Genomic DNA, 16,714 nt, shown 5'->3' with positions numbered 1-16,714 from the left:
TTTTAAGACATTCAAATTATCTATTTTAACTTCGATCGGTACTCTTGACAAGGGGGGATTTTTATTTGGGGTATTTGCTTAGTAAAGTTTTTTTTAGTAAACCCTAAATAATCGTAACAAAATAGGTTTATGGGCAATAAATCTTTTAGAATTAAGCTGATATAAATAATTTACATTAGTTATCGTTATGCGCATTTTAGCTCTTATTCCGGGGGGAATTAGTGATCAACTTTTATTCTTTCCTACCCTGAAAACTCTTAAAGAACAATATCCACAGGCTATTATAGATGTTATTGTTGAACCTCGATCGAAAAATACCTACCGAGTCTGTAAATATGTACAAGAAGTACTGGTGTTCGATTTTCAAGATCGTAATGGTTTAGCTGACTATCTCAATTTATTGGGCATGATTAGAGATAGAGAATATGAATTCGCCATCACCCTTGAGGAAAATTGGGCGGTTGCTTTCTTGTTATGGCTTGATGGTATTCCCACTCGTCTCGGTTATAAAAACAATAGTTCATGGTTTCTTAACAATACCGTATCAAAGAAAACTGAACAATATACAGCTTGGATGTATCATGATCTTCTCAAAGGTTTAAATATTCATAATCCTTGTCCAGAGCTTAGTATTAATGTACCAAAAGAAGATATTGAATGGGCAGAAGCGGAACAAAAACGTTTAAATATTAAGGATACGGGTTATATTTTAATTCATGGTGGTGCGAGTCCTCTCACGGTTCGTCAAGGTATTAATAAGATTTATCCTGTACCGAAATGGCAAAGGGTAATTGAGGATATTCAAATGAGACAACCTGATTTACCGATCGTGCTATTATGTGGGCCTGATGACATCGGTTGGACTAATGAAATGTTAAGTTTATGTCCTACGGTTAAAGTCATTAGTCCTCCTGATATGGGTAAGTTGGCAGGAGTGATTGCTGGAGCGAATTTGATGTTGTGTACCGATAGCGCCCCGATGCAGTTGTCTGTAGCGGTAGGTACTTATACGATCGCACTTTTTGGACCGACTCAAGGGAAAAAATTGTTACCTCCTAAGCTCGATCGATTTATCGGACTTCAATCTTTAAGTGATAAAATTGCCGATATTCCCACCGACAAAATTTTAGAACAAATATGGAAGAATTAAGAATGAAGAATTAAGAATGAAGAATTAAGAATTAATAATTAACAATTAACAATTAACAATTAACAATTAATAAAAAAGTTTAATTTATTAAACACTTTGACTATAAGGTTATCGAGCGAAGTCACTATGACAGAAAATAAATATAGTCACTTAACAGCCATAGAAAGGGAAACTATCTCATTTCCTGCTAAATATTTATTAAAAAATGAACTGTTAAAAGGAGACATATTAGATTTTGGTTGTGGCTTTGGCAAAGATGTGGAAGTTTTGACAAAAAAAGGTTTTTCTATTAAGGGTTTTGATCCTCATTATTTCCCTACTTATCCTCAAAAAAAATTTGATACCATTTTTTGTTTTTATGTACTTAATGTTCTCTTTAAAGAGTCACAGGAAGCGGTAATTATGGCAATTTCTCGATTATTAAAACCAAAGGGAAGGGCTTATTTTGCTGTCAGACGAGATTTAAAAACGGTAGGTTTTAGGAAACATTATATTCATAAAAAAAATACTTATCAATGTTTAGTTAATCTTCCTTTTAAATCTATTTATTTAGATGAATTTTGCGAAATTTATGAGTATCGTCTTTATAATCAAGGAAAAAATAATGACAATAGATGTATCTTCTGCAATCCCTATGCCAAGTTAACTCTATTAACTGAATCTAGTTTCGCCTACGCTATTTTAGACGGTTATCCCCTGAGTAAAGGACATAGTTTAATTATTCCGAAAATTCATGAAGAAAATTACTTTAATTTATCTTTTGAAATCCAAACTCATTGTTGGCAAATGGTAAATGAAGTTAAAAATATTATTACAGAAAAATATAATCCTGATGGTTTTAATATTGGTTTTAATGTGGATAAAGCTGGAGGGCAAAAAGTTCATCATACCCATATTCATTTAATCCCTCGTTATTTAGGAGATAATCAGGGTAAAAAACATGGTATTCGATGTGTTATTCCTCCTCCATAAAACTTAAATTCAGTACTTTTATGGTCAATTCCTGATAAAATGATGGAAAAGAATCTTCATCAATCAAACTATCAGCAAAAAAATGTCTATGAATCCTTCCATTCCTCTCAGTCAATCAATACCCATTGATCAAATAAAATACAATGAGCAAGGATTAGTACCCGCCATCACCCAAGATTATCTTGATGGTACAGTTTTAATGATGGCATGGATGAACAAAGAATCTCTACAAAAAACCTTAGATACGGGAGAAGCATGGTATTGGAGTCGCTCTCGTCAAGAATTATGGCATAAAGGAGCAACCTCTGGACATATTCAAAAAGTAAAGACTATTCGCTACGATTGTGATAGTGACGCTTTATTATTGTCGATCGAACAAATAGGAGACATAGCCTGTCATACTGGGGAAAGAAGTTGTTTTCACCAAATTGATCACTCTAAATCAGCACCAACTGCCGATACCTTAACAGAATTATACAAAATAATATGCGATCGAAAAGAACATCCTGTAGAAAGTTCTTATACTTGTAAACTCTTTGAAGGGGGAGATAACAAAATCCTCAAGAAAATAGGAGAAGAAGCTGCCGAAGTTGTCATGGCGTGTAAAGATGACAATCCCCAAGAAATCGCTGGAGAAATCGCCGACTTATTTTATCATTCCCTCGTTGCCCTAGCCTATCATCAAGTCAACCTCCGAGACGTATATAAAAAACTGGAAGAAAGAAAAAGATAATAATGGAAAATGGATAATTGATAATGGAGAATTTTTAGTTAAAAACTCAGTATTTTGAATCTTCTTTTTGATAATACAATATCGCTATTTTTTGTGTATTATGCACATTCTCAAAAATTTGATTTTTTAGTATTTCTCCTATTTCCTGTCTCCTTTCTCCTAACTCCTACCACCATCAAAAAACTTTTTCATCAACCCCTAATTATTTATAAAGTTTTATTGCATGAATCGTCAAAAAAAAGTAATTTATAATACCATATCTTAAATATATCTAAAAATCATTATATTTTTCAGAGGAATTGAGATAACATGACTAGAAAAAAAACTGGAACAACCACAGGTTTAATGACTCCCAAATCAAAAGTAAACTTGTCTTTGACGGAAAAAGCCATGGAAACCATCGAGACAATGATGAAAGAAACTGGTTTAAATAAATCAGCATTATTCGAGGGGATTTTAACGGGTAATATTTCTCTTTCTAGTCAAAATTCTAACGTTTCAGAAAAAAATGCTGATGATAATACACAAGTTAAGGAAGTTTCTGAAGTAGCGAATAATCTTATTCGTCAAGAATTAGAGCAACAAAAAAAACTCATCGAAAATTTAGAGCAAGAAGTTAATAAACAGAATAATTTAGTCTCAGAAAAAGAACAAATTAATAATTCTTTAAAATACTCTTTACAAGAAAAAGAAGATATAATTAAAACCTTAGAAAGTCAATTAAAAAATCAAGAGTTAGAATATACTAAGAAAATTAAAGAAATTTCTAACAATAACAATATATTAGCAGATAAAGAGAAAGAATGGCACTCTATCAAACATCAATTAGAAGAGGCAAATAATAATTTAAAATTAAAAGATGATGAAATAAAAAAATTATCAGAAACTCAAAATTTATTAGATAGTAAAGTGAAAATTATTGAAGAATTGACTCAAAAAATTGATCATCTTGAACAACAAATTACTGAAGTTAATACTAATGATCAATCTTTACAAAATAAATTAACCCAAATTGAAAAACAAGCTCAAGAAGCTCAAATTCAGTATGATAATTTACAATTAGAATTAACTAATAAAAATAATTCTATTAATGTTTTAAGTCAACAATTATCTCAACAAGAAAATATTATTAATCAACTCCATCAACAAATCCAAACTCAAAAAGAGGTGATTCAACAATTAGAAACAGAAAAAAATAATGTAAGATACCATTATGAACAACATCAAAGATCGATCGAAACTCAATTAAATGGTATTAATGAGCAACAAAAACTAACTATTCATCATTTAGAATCCAGAGTTGCCGAGTTAGAAACCACTGCTACCATCGGAGAACAAATGTTGAATAAGTGGCGATCGAAATTATATAATTAATAAACACATATTTGCTTTAAGAAGGGTTTTAACCCTTACTACGAACTGATAAAAATATAATAATTCTGTAGGGGTTGAATAATATTCAACCCTTATTCTATCAATTTTTCCCAGAAGTTTAATGATTAAAAAGGTAAAGTTTTTCTATGTTTAACTTCGATAACGGTATGGACATTTCCTCTAGGATAAAAATCACCTTTAACAGTAATGGATAAAGGATCACAAGCCTCAACAAAATCATCTAAAATTTGATTAATCGATTCTTCATGGGAAATATATCGGTCTCGATAGCTGTTAATATAAAGTTTAATAGTTTTTAACTCCACTACCTTCTCATCAGGGCAATAGTTAATATAAATAGTCGCAAAATCAGGATAACCAGAGAAAGGACATTTACAAGTAAACTCAGGTAAAGTGATACTAATATCATATTCTCTACCCTGACGAGGATTCGGAAAAGTAATCAAACTACCTTCTTCAATCGCCCTTTCACCGTATTTTACTTCAGGAAATTTTTTTTCTTGACTCACCACTACTCACCTATTTTTAACATTGCTTTAAAGAAATAAAAATCAAATACCATAGAAAAGATTGCTTCGTTACCTCGCAATGACTCTCTACATATCTCTAAATTATCAAAACCTTGATTTTTATCTAAAACCTAACACCTAAAACCTCTCAGCATCAAAATACTATGAGATAACCCCTAATTAAGATTCTTCGTTTTCTCTTTCAGAATCTTCTTCTTCTTCAGGAGTTAAACTACCTAAAGGCACTAATTCCACTTGGGTTTTTTCCTGTAACCAATCGAGGGTTTTTTCTGCTAACAAATCGTGTTTAACATACTTTTGTAATTTTGCTTCATCAACTTCACGATCTTTGAGGGTTTCTCTAATTTCAGCGATTTTAACTGCTAATTCATCATCTCCAATAGTAATGGATTCTTGTTCAGCAATTTTCTCGATAATCAAATTAGTATGGAGATTTTTACTCGCTTCAGGTTTAGCGGTTTCTCTCATTTTGGTAACGGTTTCTCTGGTGAAAAACTGGTTAACATCCATACCGTAGCTTTGCAGTTGGTTAGCGGTTTGTAAAAGAATCGTTTGGATTTCTTCTTCTAACATAGTATCAGGGAGTTCGATCGAGGTATGATTTAATAATTCAGCGACGATCGCACCATGAATATTTTGTTTAGTATCATTAGCCGCTTTTTCTTGATACTGCTTCTCTAAAGACTCCCTTAACTGTGCTATCGTTTCAAACTCGCTGACTTCTTGAGCAAAATCATCATCTAATTCAGGTAACTCTTTCTCTTTTAAATCCTTGAGAGTAATAGTAAAAATAACTCCTTGCCCGGCTAAATCCTTTTGATGATAGTCGTCAGGGAAAGTCAAATTAAGTTTCTTGGTTTCATCGATATTCATACCGACAACACCTTCCACAAAACCCGCAATAAACTTACCATCGCTTAATTCTACCTGATACTCTTTTGCTTCTGTACCGGGTATAATTTCCCCTTCTTCTCCAGTTTCAGTGGGTTTACGCCCTTCAAAATCAATTACTGCCAAATCACCCATTTGAGCAGGGCGATTTTCTACGGGGATTAAAGTAGCTAACTTTTCACGACGTTCATTAATCAGTTTATTTACGTCTTCTTCATTGTAAACAACTTCTTCCGCTTTAACCTGTAAGCCTTGATACTGTCCTAAAGTTACTTCAGGAGGAACATCCACAGCTGCCAAAAAAGTAAATACTTCTCCAGGCTTATAGGTATTAATTAATTCTTCAAAATCGGAACGTAATTTATAATTTCCTAAAGCATTAATAGATTCTTGTTTAATCGCTTCTTCTAGGCTATCTTGAATTAATTCCTCTAAAACTGCCGCTTTTATTCTTTCACTACCGATACGTTGCAATAAAATAGGGCGGGGTACTTTTCCTTTACGAAAACCGGGAATGTTAGTTGTTTTAGCTATTTCTTTAATAACTTTTTCGTAAGTATTTTTGGATGTTTCTGCAGGAATCTCGATTTCTAAACCGATTTGACTAGCAGGAAGTTTTTCCTGAGTTATTTTCATAAAAATTACTATGTTTTTCTTTTAACGAATTGCTCTTTTTTTGAGCAAAATTTTATCTAATAATTGCCATAATATAAGGGCTAAAGCCCTTATTACAAAATATGATTTAGATAGATTTAACCTTTTTTACGAGGTGCAACAATACCCATAATATTTTTGTTGGGATCATCTAAAACTTTAATGCCTTCGGGTAACACTAAATTGGCTACAGAAAAAGTTTTACCAATATCGACTCCAGAAATATCCATTTCTAAAAATTGGGGAATATTGGTAGGTAAACAACGGACTTTTACTTGTGTTACCATTTGTTCCATGATTCCACCTTTAGAAATTCCGATCGAACTACCGACAATTTTCAAAGGCACAACGACTTCTACATCATTATCTCCTGAAGGACAAAAGAAACTAATATGATGTAAATTACGTTTCCAAGGGTGAGTTTGTACTTCTCTGATTAAAACTTTTCCATTCCATTCCAACTCAGGAATCGCTAAATCCACGAGGGTATTATTAACGGAGGCATTTTTCAAAAGAGTAATAGCTTCTTTTTGAGTTAAAACTAAAGATACAGCTTCCGCCCCATTATGACCATATAAGTTCGCAGGAATAACACCTTCACGGCGTAAAGCTCTAGGCTTACTGCCTTCAGGTCTAGTCTTACATTCTAATTTTACTTCCATTTTACTTAATTGATTTCTTTATAAATTTGAATGCTATTGATGATTACAAAAAGAAATTAAATTACTATTAACTATAAATATAATGGTAAGTTATACAAGGAGATTTAGTTAGGATTGCACTGGATTACCGTTAGGGTGTAATAACGCTCTTTTTGGTCCATGAATGGGATCTTCTATAATAATAGTCTGATCTCGTCCAGGTCCTACGGAGACAATGGCAATAGGCAATTCCATTAATTCAGCTAAGAATTTTAAATAATTTAATGCTTTTTGTGGCAATTCCTCTAAATTATGACAATGAACTGTCGATTCTTGCCATCCTGGTAGAGTTTCATATATTGGCTTACAATTAGCGAATTTCATGGCATGGGTTGGAAATTCTCGACAGATTTCTCCGTCTATTTCATAGGCAACACATACTTTTATTTCTGCTAATTCATCGAGGACATCCAGCTTAGTAATAGCTAAACAGTCTAAACCATTGATTCGTGCCGCATATCTACCGATTACGCCATCAAACCAACCACAGCGACGACGACGACCTGTCGTTGTGCCAAATTCAGCACCTCGATCGCCCAATAAAGTACCGATGTCATCTTCCAATTCTGTAGGGAAGGGTCCTTCTCCCACACGGGTTGTATAGGCTTTTGCCACCCCAATAATTCGATCGATAATTGTTGGACCGACTCCAGCACCAACACAAGCACCACCAGCAATAGGATTTGAGGAGGTAACATAGGGATATGTACCATGATCTAAATCCAAAAGTGTACCTTGTGCTCCTTCAAACAAGATATTTTTCTTGCTACGAACGGCTTGATCAATTTTCAAGGAACTATCAATGACAAAAGGACGTAAACGATCGGCATAAACCATATACTCTTGAACCACCTCTTTTGCATTTAAAGGAGGTAAGTCATAGAGTTTTTCTAACACCGCATTCTTATAGTTAATAGTCCATTCTAATTTATCTGGATGTCGATCGCAGTTGATCAAATCAAGCATTCTAATGCCGATTCTTTCAGCCTTATCCGAATAAGTCGGACCGATACCCCGTCCAGTTGTACCAATCTTATATTTACCTCGTTTTTCCTCTGCTGCTTGGTCTAAAATACGATGATAGGGCATCGTTACATGGGCAGTTTGGGAGATAAATAAATTTTCCGTGGACACATTGAGAGCTATAAGCTGATCAATTTCTTCCAACAATTCTTGAGGATCTATCACAGTACCAGAACCGATTATACATTCAGTATCAGGGTACAAAATCCCTGACGGAATTAGATGTAATTTAAAGGTTTGGTCTTGAACAACCACAGTATGACCGGCATTCACACCTCCTTGAGAGCGAACTACGACATCTGCTGATTTACTGAGTAAATCTGTTATTTTTCCTTTTCCTTCATCGCCCCACTGGGCTCCGATTACGATAACGTTAGCCAAGGGTTTTATAGAGCTAAACTTTACACAAACTCTTATTATCGCAGTTTCGGTCTTTAATGTCAAGCACTTTATTCAGGTTGAAAGTTAAATGAGTCATGATCAAGTTTTTGGGAATGCTCAAGATACTTTAAAATACTGATAAAATAGTCGATAATTACTCTGGTTTCATTGTTTTTCCGATCTCTTATCTTCCTCAAAAAACTGTTTGTGTTGTCTCTAGTTAACCAAATTGTTCGCTAATTTCAAGGTTAAATAAAGTTTGCAGAGTCTGTAAAGCCTTACGTCGGGCTTCAATGTCTTGTTGCGATCGTAATTGTACCATAGGATCGTGTAAAATTTTGTTGACAATGCCTCTGGTTAAGGCTTCGATGACTTCTTGATGTTTTTCGGCAAATTCTGAACCTAAACGGGATAAGGCTTTCTCTAATTCTTGTTCCCTAATTTCCTCTATTTTACTGCGAAGACAGCTAATAGTTGGCACTGTTTCTAAAGATTGCCACCATAGCTCAAAAGCCTCGATTTCTTCTTCTAATAATAATTCGGCTTCCCTTGCCATTTCTCTACGACTAGCTTGGTTTTGTGCTACTACGGCTTTTAAGTCGTCCACGTTATAAGCCACAATAAAATCTAATTCCTCTACATCACTGGCAACGTTACGGGGTACAGAAATATCCACTAACATAATAGAATGATGACATTCGATCGAGCATAGATTATTTTTATCAAGAATCGGCTGAGTTGCTCCTGTGCTAGTAAAAACTATATCTGAATCCCTGACTATTTCCATCATCTCTTCGAGGAGATTAAGTTTTAACTCAATTTGAGGAAATTGTTTTGCTAATTCTTTCGATCGAGAGACAGAGCGATTTACTATCGTAATATCAGAAACACCTTTGGAAATGAGATGTTGTACTAACAAACGAGACATTTTCCCCGCACCAATAATAGATACTTTTTGACGGGATAAATCATCTAGCTTCATGTCCACTAATTCTACTGCCGCCGAACTAATGGACACCGCTCCCGTACCGATATTTGTCTCTGTGCGTACTCTTTTTCCAGCACTCATTGCCTGTTTGAAAAGTCGATCGAGTAATCGACCCATACCCTGATATTTTGTAGATAGCTTATGAGTATTTTTGACTTGGGCGAGAATTTGTCCTTCCCCTAACACCAAACTTTCTAAACCAGCAGAAACCCTCATCAAATGACGAATAGCATCCTGATGTAACAAGATAAACAAATGTCGTCTCAAACTATGTAAAGAAAGATGACCAATTTCCGCTAAAAATTGAGTAATTTCCTTAACACCTTGCTCTGTTTCTTTCACTACTGCATATATTTCAAGGCGATTGCAGGTGCTAATAATACCAACTTCTTCAATATGAGGATAACTAAGAAGATGTTTAATGGATTCTTCAATCTTAGCTTCAGGAATACTTAATTTTTCTCGCACTTCAACGGCGGCGGTTTTATGAGAAAGTCCGACTACAATAATATTCATATTATGATCTGATGTCGAAATAAATTTAGTTACTATAAAAATGCTTTTAAACAATTTTAATCATCACTGATATTGCGGTGTTTGGCAATTTTTTCTTAATCTTTTGCAATGAAACTTCATAAATAATGGAGAATTGAGAATTGAGAATTGAGAATTGAAAACTAATCAATTTTTTTGCTGTCTTCCTATTCTCCTATCTTATCTTTTCACCAGTGTAAGCACTTCGATCGAGCGACTAGCGTAGGCTTGATAACGTTCCCGTTTATTGCGTATTTTTTCGGGGAAAGGAGGAATAATACCGAAATTAGGAGGCATGGGTTGAAAATGTTTAGCGTCAGCAGTACTGATAAACTCAAATAACGCCCCCATCATGGTGACATTAGGAAGGGTTAAAGGGGTTTTGTTTTGAGCAACTCTGACAGCATTTGTACCTGCTAACCAACCTCCTGCCGCCGCCGCCGTGTAACCTTCTGTACCAATAATTTGTCCTGCGGCTAAAAGAGTGTCTCTGTATTTGAACTGTAAAGTATTTTTGAGCAGTTGGGGTGCATTTAAAAAAGTGTTTTGGTGCATTACCCCCATACGCACAAACTCCGCATTTTCTAACCCCGGTATCATCCTAAATACCCGTTGTTGCTCTCCCCATCGTAAATTTGTTTGAAATCCTACCATATTCCATAACTGTCCAGCCTTGTCTTCCTGACGTAATTGCACTACGGCATAGGGGCGTTTATCTTTGTTTTCCCGAAAGTCTCCTAAACGAGAGTCAAATAAACCAATGGGTTTCAAAGGACCATATCTCATAGTTTCTTCTCCCCGTTGCGCTAATTCTTCAATAGGCAAACAGGCTTCAAAAAATTTGGCGTTTTCTCGCTCAAAATCTTTCAATTCCGCTTGTTGGGCTTGGCGTAATTCCTGCCAAAAATGTAGATACTGCTCTTTATTCATGGGGCAATTCAGATAAGCGGCTTCTCCTTTGTCGTAACGGGAGGCGAGAAAAGCAATGTCTTTATTGATGGACTCTCCCACAATAATCGGACTCGCTGCGTCAAAAAAGTTAAGGTAATCCATGCCCGTCAAATTCTGTAATTCTTGGGCGAGGGGAGGACTGGTGAGAGGACCTGTAGCTAATACTACAATTCCGTCCGATGGTATCGCCTTAATTTCTTCTCGTTTAAGGGTGATTAAAGGGTGATGAGCAAGGGTGTTCGTGAGTTCTTGACTAAAAACGCCTCGATCGACCGCTAAAGCCCCTCCCGCGGGAACTTTGTGGGCATCCGCAGTGCGTATTACGATCGAACCAAGGGTTCGTAATTCTTCGTGTAATAATCCTGCTGATCGATCGACGGCATCCGCACCAAAGGAGTTACTGCACACTAATTCGGCTAATTCCTCGCTATGGTGTGCCGGGCTTTTGACAACGGGGCGCATTTCATAGAGGGTAACGGGAATACCTGCTTGGGCGATTTGCCATGTGGCTTCTGTACCTGCTAAACCACCTCCAATAACTGTTACGGAATTTTGATTCATAAACCTTCGATCGCATTAGAATAATTATCTATATCATAAACTAGACTTGAAATTAAATATTAGTTATTACTCATTACTCCTTACTCATTACTCCTTACTCTTCCTTATGAGTTTAAAGTCGAGCCACTCCTGCTTCTCTGGCGGCTTGTTGTACGGCAGCCGAAACGGTGGTAGCTACTCGATTATCGAAGACGGAGGGGACAATATGTTCTTTATCCAATACATTAGGAGATACCAAAGATGCGATCGCCCTAGCCGCTTGAAGATACATTTCTGTCGTTAAGGAAGTAGCACGACAATCTAATGCACCTCGGAATAAGCCGGGGAAGGCTAAAACATTATTAATTTGGTTGGGATAATCGCTTCTTCCTGTGGCAATTACGGCGGCAATGTCTTGGATTAATTCGGGTTGAATTTCGGGGATGGGGTTAGCCATAGCGAAGATAATTGGCTCTTTTGCCATAGTTTTAACCATTTCAGGGGTAACTACTTTCGGGGCACTCACTCCAATAAAAACATCGGCATCCACTAAGGCATCCGCTAATAATCCGCTTTTTTCTACGGCAAAAAATTGTTTTTCTGGAGTTAAATTGGCTCGATCGAGACTTATGATACCTTTAGAATCACAAAGAGTAATATTAGTACAATGGGCTTTATTGAGTAAATTAGCGATGGCAATTCCTGCCGCCCCAGCACCATTAATCACTACTCGGATGGTTTCCATTTCTTTTTTAACCAATTTCAAAGCATTGATTAAAGCCGCTACGGTTACGATCGCAGTACCATGTTGATCATCATGAAAAATAGGAATATCTAACTCCTCTTGTAATCTTTTCTCGATTTCAAAACAACGGGGGGCGGCAATATCCTCAAGGTTAACCCCGCCAAATACAGGGGAAATATTTTTCACAGTTTTAATGATTTCTTCCACATCCTGAGTTGCTAAACAAATGGGAAATGCGTCAATGTCAGCAAATTCTTTGAATAACATCGATTTGCCCTCCATCACTGGTAAAGAGGCTTCCGCACCCAAGTTTCCTAAGCCTAAGACGGCACTACCATCGGTAACGATCGCCACACTATTACTTTTGATTGTCAAGGAAAATACTTTTTCGGGTTCTTCGTGGATAGCCTTACAAATGCGCCCTACCCCCGGAGTATAAGCCATAGCTAAATCGGAGGAAGAAGTGATGTTAATACGATTTTGGATGCGAATTTTGCCTCCCCTATGAATATCGAAAGTTCGATCGCTTACATGGAGAATTTGCACCTCAGCTACGGATTTAATAGCATTGACAATTTTTTCAGCGTGTTCGGTACTAGATGCGTCAATTTGTAACTCTCTTTTAATGGTTTTCAAATTACGTTCAATGAGGGATACTTGACCTAGACTACCGCCAACATCGGCAATGGCTTTGGTTACTTTTGCCAATGTACCCGCACGATTGATTAATTCTAAACGAACGGTTAAACTAAAACTAGAGTTAGGGGTTAAATCTACCATTATTCAAAGATTCTATAATTTAATGTATGTTTTTCTATATTCTCTGAATTGTATCGTAAACGATCGATCTCCTTTATTCTTCTTTGTTATGGAATAATCACTTTGAAAAAAAATTAAAAAAATCGAGAAAATCCCTTGACAACTTATTGACTTTTTGATAAAATATATGATAATGGGAATATTGACATTTTTGTAGATAGACGGTAAGATTCCCATTATGATCTTTATATTTTCTATTATTACCAAAAAAAAGAAAAAAGTCAAGGAAAATCGAATTTTTTTGGTCAATAATCAAAGTGCGATCGCTCTTCAGTCGCACTGCTTGATCGTTTGAAGCTAGATGATAAGATAAAAACCTACAGAAATATTGTTGGCAATTCCTGTTCAATCATCCTAGAAATGAGGAAGGTCGAATGAGATAATAAAAGCTAGTTATGATTAAATTATTGAAAAATAAAAGTATGATGATCAAAAATAAAGTATTATCTTGGCTCACTATAATTATATTTAGTGTTATTTTAGTGGGTTGTAATGATTCGATTGAGAGTACACAGGCTTTTAATAGTGAAGCAAAACCTCCCATTCCCAACGTGGAAAACATAGCCGAAGTTGCCCCCCCTAGCTTGATTTCACAATTAAATGAAAATTTTGCCCAAAATCAACCCCAAGTCAAAATTTTAAGCCCTCAAAACAACGAAACATTAAATACTAACAACGTCTCCGTTAGTTTACAAGTCAAGGGATTAGATATATTTAAAAATGAAGAATTAAAAATGGGTCCTCATTTACACTTTTTTGTAGATGATCAACCCTACCAAGCTATTTATACCACAGAAGATTCCATTCAACTCAAAGATTTATCACCCGGTACTCATACTATCAGAGTTTTTGCTTCTCGACCTTGGCATGAAAGTTTTAAAAACGAAGGTGCTTACGCCCAAACCACTTTTCATGTATTTACCCCCACAGAAGACAACAACCCCTCCCCAGATTTACCCTTACTTACCTACAGTCGCCCCCAAGGAGTATATTCTGCTGAACCGATTATGTTAGACTTTTACCTAACTAATGCTCCCCTCCATGTAGTGGCTAACGAAAATCCCGATGATGACATTGCCGATTGGCGCATTCGAGTCACCATCAATGGAGAATCTTTTTTATTAGATACATGGCAACCTATTTATTTAACTGGTTTTAATAAAGGGCAAAACTGGGTAAAATTAGAATTTATCGATGACAATGGTAATGTAATCAAAAACGCTTTTAATAGTACTGTCAGAGTTATTGATTTTCAACCCAAAGTTAAAGATACTCTAGCTAAATTAGTTACCAATAAAATTAGTTTAACCAAAGCTAAAGCTATCACCTTCAAAGATTATCCCGTCACCCAAGAAGAAGAAGTTATCCCCGAAGAAACAGAAGAAATTATCGTAGAGGATACAACTATCGAAGAAATTCCTATGGAAGAAATCACTCCCCAAGAGGTAGAAGTTAAAGAAACAACTACCATTCCAGAGGAGACAAGTATTATTGAAAATACAACTCCAGAGGAAGTAACAGCAATAGAAAATAATCCAGAGGAGGTAAAAGCGGAAGAAGTTATCCCAGAAAACTTCAGTGTCATAGAAGAAAAATGATGATGGTTTAGGGAGGGAGGAGAAATCGTTAAATATCCGTTTTCCTCTTCTCTCTGTTGAATAAAAAGTCAACATTTTCCCCAAAACAGAACGATAAAACAAGGCTTGTAAGGTTGTTGAATAAAAAATCAACCTTTTTCAAGGTGTTGAATAAAAAGTCAACAGAAGGATTAAGTTAACCTCGTTTAACTTAGCGTATCAGTTATTCAATGGTTAAATCTCGATCGAGTTTTAAGTTGAGATTTTCAGGGGTTACTACTAATAAATCCGCACGGTTTAAACCAGTGAATTGAGGAATTAAAGTAGCTAAAAGTCCTACTCCTGTACCAATCAATAACTCCCCTGTAGTAATACGTCGATCGCCCGTAACTCCTGCAATAATGGCAGCCGCCCCCGTGCCAAAAGCCGCATTACGCAATAATTTAGTTACATCCATGCCTTTACTTACCCTTTCTGTGTCGGTGATAGTTTGAGAAGAAGCATCAACCCTGATAATATTACCATTAGGCAACTCGATCGAATTAGCAAAAAATCGTGTACCATTATTTCCACTAGGTCGTAGTTCTCCTATTACTCGACTATCACGGGGAATAATTACCGTTTGATTATTGAGGATATTTTGAGTAACCGTAAAAGTTAAGGGTACAGTTTCGGAATTAGTAAGAAAAATCTTCTCTTGTTCATGTCTGACAGGGATTCTTGTACCTTGATTTAAGCCGTAAAAAGAATCATTCACTATGGGAGTCAAAGCGACAATATAGTTAGAATTAACCGCTTGTAATTGCCCTTGAGATACCAACGCCTGATAGATAAAAGCCGCAACTTCTGCTCTGGTAGCATTTCGATCGGGGTTTAACTGTTGTAAACTAGGGTAGTTAACCACGAGATTGTTTTCCGTAGCCGCCGCTACAGGAGAACGGGCAAAATTCGAGATACGATTAGCATCGTTAAAATTATTAAGAATGCTATTTATCTCATTATTCGGGGCAAAATTAAGTCCATTAGCTAATGATACCAACACTTGCTCCCTGGGGATATTTTGTTCAGGGCGAAAAACTTGCCCGGGGTAGCCCGAAAGAAAACCCATCATCACCGCATTATTAATCGCAGTATTCGCCCAATAAGTGGAAGAAACATCATTAAAATTAATCATCGGTCTGGTACTATTTCTAGGTAAGGCTTTTTGTACCATCGCCGCAAATTGCGCCCTCGTTACTGGGGCATCAGGTTTAAATGTACCGTCTGGAAATCCTGCTATAACGCCTTTTTGTACTAAAGGATTAATAAAATTAGCCGCCCAATAATTAGGGGAAACATCATTAAATTGTCGATTTTGTGCCATCACCATAGGAGGATTTATGAATGATGGTATCATTGGTATAGTAGTTCCTAATCCGAAGGTAAGACTAAGAAATAAAGCAGTGGTAGTTTGAGATTTATATAGTGTTTTCATAACTTTTTTTTATTATTGTTAATTAATTAGACTAGATAAAATTTTGAAAAGTTCCCCTAATAAAAAATAACAATTTATCCCATAATAAAGTTAGAATATAGAATCAATAATTACCTTGTTGATTGCCAATGAGTTATAAGCACTATATAGAAATATATAATTGCAGATTAATGATCTTATTTTCCTTCTTTTAAAACTATAAAATTATTAAACATACCGAGTGCTTTAAATTCAGTAATTTCTGGATTGACTTCATAAATACTAAATAATAAAAAATTTTGTCTAGTGGTGTTTTCAGTCACAAATCGAGAAACTAATTCCATACTGCTATTAGTTAATAAAGTACAAGCATTACTGACAAATTTTTCTAAGATATTTTCAGATTCTGTTTGACAAATTTCTTGTTTAATAGTGGTACTTCCTTTTTCCATGATAAATTGTTCAAACTTTTTTTGATCAGGATTAGTCACTCCTGCACCTATAATAAATACTGTAAAAAGAGATAAAGGAATTATGGGTAGTTTCATGATATTTTACCTAAAGATTATATTTAATTATAAACGATCGATCTTGCAGAATTATAAAGTTATAGGCTAAGGTAATTCCTAAGAAAAAATATCTTAATCTTCTATTCCCCTTTTTTAAGCAAAGGCTTT

The 16,714-nt window shown here is 35.5% G+C and carries 14 protein-coding genes; 5 read left to right on the top strand and 9 right to left on the bottom strand.

Translation table 11 applies throughout. From position 1 onward, the window contains the following. Positions 1 to 187: 187 nt before the first annotated feature. The 4 genes from SYN6308_RS16660 (at position 188) to SYN6308_RS16645 (ending at position 4,229) form a co-directional block, all read left to right on the top strand. Positions 188 to 1,150 carry a glycosyltransferase family 9 protein gene (locus SYN6308_RS16660; protein WP_017295586.1) on the top strand — a complete coding sequence of 321 codons (963 nt, stop codon included), beginning with the start codon at positions 188 to 190 and terminating at the stop codon, positions 1,148 to 1,150. A gap of 126 nt (positions 1,151 to 1,276) precedes the next feature. Next, a complete protein-coding gene (locus SYN6308_RS16655; RefSeq protein WP_017295585.1) occupies positions 1,277 to 2,122 on the top strand; it encodes a bifunctional class I SAM-dependent methyltransferase/HIT family protein in 846 nt (281 codons plus the stop codon). A gap of 88 nt (positions 2,123 to 2,210) precedes the next feature. Then, positions 2,211 to 2,855 (top strand): bifunctional phosphoribosyl-AMP cyclohydrolase/phosphoribosyl-ATP diphosphatase HisIE, encoded by a 645-nt coding sequence (hisIE, locus tag SYN6308_RS16650; protein ID WP_017295584.1) that lies wholly within the window; start codon positions 2,211 to 2,213, stop codon positions 2,853 to 2,855. A 309-nt stretch (positions 2,856 to 3,164) separates the two neighbouring features. Then, complete coding sequence (locus SYN6308_RS16645) at positions 3,165 to 4,229, top strand: hypothetical protein (protein WP_017295583.1); 1,065 nt, start codon at positions 3,165 to 3,167, stop codon at positions 4,227 to 4,229. 125 nt (positions 4,230 to 4,354) lie between these two features. Here SYN6308_RS16645 and queF read toward each other — a convergent pair whose 3' ends face one another. The 7 genes from queF to SYN6308_RS16610 form a co-directional block, all read right to left on the bottom strand. Beyond that, positions 4,355 to 4,762, bottom strand: coding sequence for a preQ(1) synthase (gene queF, locus SYN6308_RS16640; RefSeq protein ID WP_017295582.1), 408 nt, complete (start codon positions 4,760 to 4,762; stop codon positions 4,355 to 4,357). Between the two features lie 177 nt (positions 4,763 to 4,939). Continuing rightward, complete coding sequence (gene tig / locus SYN6308_RS16635; protein WP_017295581.1) at positions 4,940 to 6,307, bottom strand: trigger factor; 1,368 nt, start codon at positions 6,305 to 6,307, stop codon at positions 4,940 to 4,942. Between the two features lie 116 nt (positions 6,308 to 6,423). Further along, on the bottom strand, positions 6,424 to 6,987 hold the full coding sequence (locus tag SYN6308_RS16630; protein ID WP_017295580.1) for a 50S ribosomal protein L25/general stress protein Ctc: 564 nt from the start codon (positions 6,985 to 6,987) through the stop codon (positions 6,424 to 6,426). 108 nt (positions 6,988 to 7,095) lie between these two features. After that, positions 7,096 to 8,430 (bottom strand): adenylosuccinate synthase, encoded by a 1,335-nt coding sequence (locus tag SYN6308_RS16625; RefSeq protein ID WP_017295579.1) that lies wholly within the window; start codon positions 8,428 to 8,430, stop codon positions 7,096 to 7,098. A 220-nt stretch (positions 8,431 to 8,650) separates the two neighbouring features. After that, positions 8,651 to 9,934: a glutamyl-tRNA reductase gene (locus SYN6308_RS16620; RefSeq protein ID WP_017295578.1), complete on the bottom strand. Its 1,284-nt coding sequence runs from the start codon at positions 9,932 to 9,934 to the stop codon at positions 8,651 to 8,653. Between the two features lie 198 nt (positions 9,935 to 10,132). Then, on the bottom strand, positions 10,133 to 11,464 hold the full coding sequence (gene trmFO / locus SYN6308_RS16615; protein ID WP_017295577.1) for an FADH(2)-oxidizing methylenetetrahydrofolate--tRNA-(uracil(54)-C(5))-methyltransferase TrmFO: 1,332 nt from the start codon (positions 11,462 to 11,464) through the stop codon (positions 10,133 to 10,135). Positions 11,465 to 11,576: 112 nt separating this feature from the next. Beyond that, a complete protein-coding gene (locus SYN6308_RS16610) occupies positions 11,577 to 12,968 on the bottom strand; it encodes an NAD-dependent malic enzyme (protein WP_017295576.1) in 1,392 nt (463 codons plus the stop codon). 434 nt (positions 12,969 to 13,402) lie between these two features. On the opposite strand from SYN6308_RS16610, the gene SYN6308_RS16605 reads away from it, so the two are divergent. Further along, entirely contained in the window at positions 13,403 to 14,605 is a 1,203-nt protein-coding gene (locus SYN6308_RS16605) for a hypothetical protein (RefSeq protein ID WP_017295575.1), read from the top strand. 202 nt (positions 14,606 to 14,807) lie between these two features. Here SYN6308_RS16605 and SYN6308_RS16600 read toward each other — a convergent pair whose 3' ends face one another. Both SYN6308_RS16600 and SYN6308_RS16595 read right to left on the bottom strand, forming a co-directional pair. Next, positions 14,808 to 16,058 carry an S-layer homology domain-containing protein gene (locus tag SYN6308_RS16600; RefSeq protein WP_026102132.1) on the bottom strand — a complete coding sequence of 417 codons (1,251 nt, stop codon included), beginning with the start codon at positions 16,056 to 16,058 and terminating at the stop codon, positions 14,808 to 14,810. A gap of 176 nt (positions 16,059 to 16,234) precedes the next feature. After that, on the bottom strand, positions 16,235 to 16,585 hold the full coding sequence (locus tag SYN6308_RS16595) for a DUF4359 domain-containing protein (RefSeq protein WP_017295573.1): 351 nt from the start codon (positions 16,583 to 16,585) through the stop codon (positions 16,235 to 16,237). Positions 16,586 to 16,714 lie beyond the last annotated feature (129 nt).

It is taken from the genome of Geminocystis herdmanii PCC 6308 (assembly GCF_000332235.1).
Classification (GTDB): Bacteria; Cyanobacteriota; Cyanobacteriia; order Cyanobacteriales; family Cyanobacteriaceae; genus Geminocystis; species Geminocystis herdmanii.
This window is presented reverse-complemented; position numbering and strand designations above follow the sequence as displayed.

Coding starts and splice junctions, on each gene's coding strand:
- SYN6308_RS16645 (WP_017295583.1), top strand. CDS start 3,165: ATGACTAGAAAAAAAACTGGAACAACCACAGGTTTAATGACTCCCAAA.
- SYN6308_RS16655 (WP_017295585.1), top strand. CDS start 1,277: ATGACAGAAAATAAATATAGTCACTTAACAGCCATAGAAAGGGAAACT.
- SYN6308_RS16630 (WP_017295580.1), bottom strand. CDS start 6,987: ATGGAAGTAAAATTAGAATGTAAGACTAGACCTGAAGGCAGTAAGCCT.
- SYN6308_RS16600 (WP_026102132.1), bottom strand. CDS start 16,058: ATGAAAACACTATATAAATCTCAAACTACCACTGCTTTATTTCTTAGT.
- tig (WP_017295581.1), bottom strand. CDS start 6,307: ATGAAAATAACTCAGGAAAAACTTCCTGCTAGTCAAATCGGTTTAGAA.
- SYN6308_RS16610 (WP_017295576.1), bottom strand. CDS start 12,968: ATGGTAGATTTAACCCCTAACTCTAGTTTTAGTTTAACCGTTCGTTTA.
- trmFO (WP_017295577.1), bottom strand. CDS start 11,464: ATGAATCAAAATTCCGTAACAGTTATTGGAGGTGGTTTAGCAGGTACA.
- SYN6308_RS16660 (WP_017295586.1), top strand. CDS start 188: ATGCGCATTTTAGCTCTTATTCCGGGGGGAATTAGTGATCAACTTTTA.
- hisIE (WP_017295584.1), top strand. CDS start 2,211: ATGAATCCTTCCATTCCTCTCAGTCAATCAATACCCATTGATCAAATA.
- SYN6308_RS16620 (WP_017295578.1), bottom strand. CDS start 9,934: ATGAATATTATTGTAGTCGGACTTTCTCATAAAACCGCCGCCGTTGAA.
- SYN6308_RS16605 (WP_017295575.1), top strand. CDS start 13,403: ATGATTAAATTATTGAAAAATAAAAGTATGATGATCAAAAATAAAGTA.
- SYN6308_RS16595 (WP_017295573.1), bottom strand. CDS start 16,585: ATGAAACTACCCATAATTCCTTTATCTCTTTTTACAGTATTTATTATA.